Consider the following 3,281-nt stretch of genomic DNA (forward strand, 5'->3'; position numbering starts at 1 on the left):
CGAAGGCGAGGCGGACGACAGGGGTGTAGCCACGTCCTCCAGCGACCGTCCCTCCGCCCGTACCGCCAGTACCGCCGCCACCAGCCCCGCCACGCACATCAGGGACGCGCCGATCTGGAAGGCGAGGACCGTGTCCCCCACCTTGCCGGTGCCGGTGAGGTCCGCGAAGAGCAGCGGGCCGCTGATGCCGCCCGCCGCGGTGCCCAGGGCGTAGAAGAAGGCGATCGACATCGCGCGGGTCTCCATCGGGAAGATCTCCGAGACCGTCAGGTACGCACTCGACGCGCCCGCGGAGGCGAAGAAGAGGACGGCGCACCAGCAGGCGGTCAGGGTGGTCGCGCTCAGCGAGCCCCGGTCGAAGAGCCAGGCCGTGGCGAACAGCAGGACCCCGGAGAGCAGGTAGGTGGACGAGATCATCACCCGCCGCCCCACCGTGTCGAACAGCTTGCCCAGCAGCAGGGGACCGAAGAAGTTGCCGACCGCGATGACCGCGAAGTAGTAGCCCGTCCGGCCGGCCGGGACGTCGAAGAAACGGGTGAGGATGGCGCCGAAGCCGAAGGTGATGGCGTTGTAGAGGAACGCCTGGCCGATGAAGAGGGAGAAGCCGAGCACCGCGCGCCGGCGGTAGCGGCCGAAGACGGTGCGGGCGATCTCGCGGAAGGTGACGCTGCCGCGCCGGTGGATCTCCAGCCGGCCCTCGGGCGCGGGGAGCGACTCCCCCGTCTGCTCCTCGATCTTCCGCTCGATCCCGGAGACGATCTCCTCCGCCTCCTGGTCCCGTCCGTGGATCAGGAGCCAGCGCGGACTCTCCGGTACGTGCCGCCGTACCAGCAGGATGACCAGGGCGAGCACCGCGCCGAGCGCGAAAGTCAGCCGCCAGCCGATGTTCTCCGGCAGGAAGGCGGTGTCCAGCGCCAGGATGGACAGCAGGGAGCCGCCCACCGCGCCCAGCCAGAAGCTGCCGTTGATCATCAGGTCGACCCGGCCCCGATAGGCGGCCGGGATCAGCTCGTCGATCGCGGAGTTGATGGCCGCGTACTCCCCGCCGATACCGAAGCCGGTCAGGAAGCGGAACAGGAAGAACCACCACGCCTCGGTCGACAGCGAGGTCAGCGCGGTCGCCGCGAGATAGACCGCCAGCGTGATCATGAACAGCTTGCGGCGCCCGAAATGGTCCGTCAGGCGCCCCCAGAACAGGGCGCCGACACACGCACCGGCCACGTACAGCGCGGCCGCGGTGCCGGTGACCTGACCGGAGCTGATGGACAGCCCGCTGCCGGGCTCGGAGAGCCGGCCCGCGATGTTGCCGACGACCGTGACCTCCAGGCCGTCCAGAATCCACACCGTGCCCAGCCCGATCACGATCGTCCAGTGCCAGCGGGACCAGGGCAGGCGGTCCAGCCGGGCCGGGATGTCGGTAGTGGTCGAACCGCCCGCTCTCGACGGCGTCCCTGCTCCCGTGCTCATCGGCACCCCTCGCTCATCGGCACCCCTTCTTCGTCGAAGGACGAGTTACGGGTGCCCGCGCCGCGCGGGATCAGACCGTCCCGTCCGGCAGGCTCACCCCGCCGGACGAGCCGTTCAGCCGCCCAGCACCCGCGACACGGTGTAGATCACCAGCCCGGCCAGCGAACCGACCACCGTGCCGTTGATCCGGATGAACTGGAGGTCGCGCCCGATGTGCGCCTCGATCTTGCGGGTGGTGTGCTCGGCGTCCCAGCCCGCCACCGTCTCGGTGATCAGGGAGGTGATCTCCCTGCGGTAGGTCGTCACCACGTGCACGGCCGCGCCCTCGATCCAGCGGTCGACCTTGCCCTGCATCTTCGGCTCGGTCGCCAGCCGTTGCCCCAGCGAGAGCAGCCCGGCCCGCACCCGCAGACGCAGCTCGCTGTGCTCGTCCTCCGCCGCCGCGACGATCATCGACCGTACGGCGGTCCAGGCGGACGCGATCAGGTCCTGCACCTCGTCCCGCGCCAGCACCTCGCTCTTCAGCCGCTCCACCCGCGCCCGTGTCTCGGTGTCGGACTGGAGGTCGGAGGCGAAGTCGGTGAGGAAGCGGTCCAGGGCGGCCCGCGCCGGGTGCGAGGGCATCTCCCGCATCTCGGTGACGAAGCGCAGCAGTTCCTTGTAGACGCGGTCGCCGACCTTGCGGTCCACGAAGCGCGGTGTCCAGCCGGGCGCACCGCCCTCGATGGCCACCATCACGTCGTCCCGGTGCCGCTCCAGCCACTCGTGGGCGCGGCCCACCACCAGGTCGACCACGCGCCGGTGGCCGCCGTCGGCCACGATCCGGTCCAGCAGCTTGCCCACGGCCGGACCGATCTCCCGCGCGTCGGCCCGCCGGGTGATCGCCTCCCCCACCACCGCCTGCACGTCCGCGTCGCGCAGTACGGTCAGCGCGCCGCGCAGCGCGGTGGCCAGCTCGGCGGTGACCCGGTCGGCGTTCGCCGGCTCGGCCAGCCAGTCACCGAGCCTGCTGCCGATGCCGACGGCGGCGAGCCGCTGCCGTACGACGTCCTCGGAGAGGAAGTTCTCCCCGACGAACTCGCCCAGGGAGACGCCGAGCTGGTCCTTCTTGGTGGGGATGATCGCGGTGTGCGGGATGGGCAGGCCCAGCGGGTGCCGGAACAGCGCGGTGACCGCGAACCAGTCCGCGAGCGCGCCGACCATCCCGGCCTCGGCGGCCGCCGCCACATACCGCGTCCAGGGTCCCGCCCCCGCGTGCCCGGCCCAGGTGGCCAGGACGTAGACGACGGCGACGAGCAGCAGCAGTCCGGCGGCCGTGAGCTTCATGCGCCGTACGCCGCGCTGCCGCTCCTCGTCGGCCGCCGTGAAGGCGGTCATGGTCCGGTACGAACCGGCCCGTCCGGCAGCCGTCGGCCGGGGGGTGCGTCCCGGCTTTGCCTCTTCCGTTTGCGCGCGTTCCATCTCGCTCCGCCCGATCGGTGATCCCGCCCACACATTGTCCCTTCCCGCCGTCCCGCGGAACGGACAGGAAGTTCCCGGCGTCAGACTGAAGGGGGGTCGGGGCACGTCCCGTGGACCGGGGTGCCCGTCAACTCCGTTCCCCCATATGCCGCATCATGGTGTATTGATCGTCCGGCTTCCCGTCTCCCGAGGAGAACAACGCCAGCGTGACCAAGCGCCACGGTTATGCCCTGCTCAGTGCGTTCGTCGCACTCGTCGTCGCCGTTTCCGTCACCGTCCTCATCAGGTCGGCGGCCGGCGACAGCACCTCGGGGTCCTCGGCCACGGGCCGGCGCCCCCACGGCTCGTCCGCC

Annotated in this window: 2 protein-coding genes; both read right to left on the bottom strand. The window is 71.1% G+C overall.

The genetic code is table 11. The features are described 5' to 3' along the window. Window positions 1-1,467 (bottom strand): MFS transporter (locus GT030_RS12055; protein ID WP_161201108.1); only part of this gene is annotated, 1,467 nt, incomplete at its 3' end. A 114-nt stretch (window positions 1,468-1,581) separates the two neighbouring features. Further along, window positions 1,582-2,844 (bottom strand): DUF445 domain-containing protein, encoded by a 1,263-nt coding sequence (locus GT030_RS12060; protein ID WP_237522331.1) that lies wholly within the window; start codon window positions 2,842-2,844, stop codon window positions 1,582-1,584. Window positions 2,845-3,281 lie beyond the last annotated feature (437 nt).

This window comes from Streptomyces sp. SID1328 (genome assembly GCF_009865595.1).
Classification (GTDB): domain Bacteria; phylum Actinomycetota; class Actinomycetes; order Streptomycetales; family Streptomycetaceae; genus Streptomyces; species Streptomyces griseoluteus.

Excerpts from the sequence above, each read along its gene's own strand:
- GT030_RS12060 (WP_237522331.1), bottom strand. The coding sequence starts at position 2,844 with ATGACCGCCTTCACGGCGGCCGACGAGGAGCGGCAGCGCGGCGTACGG.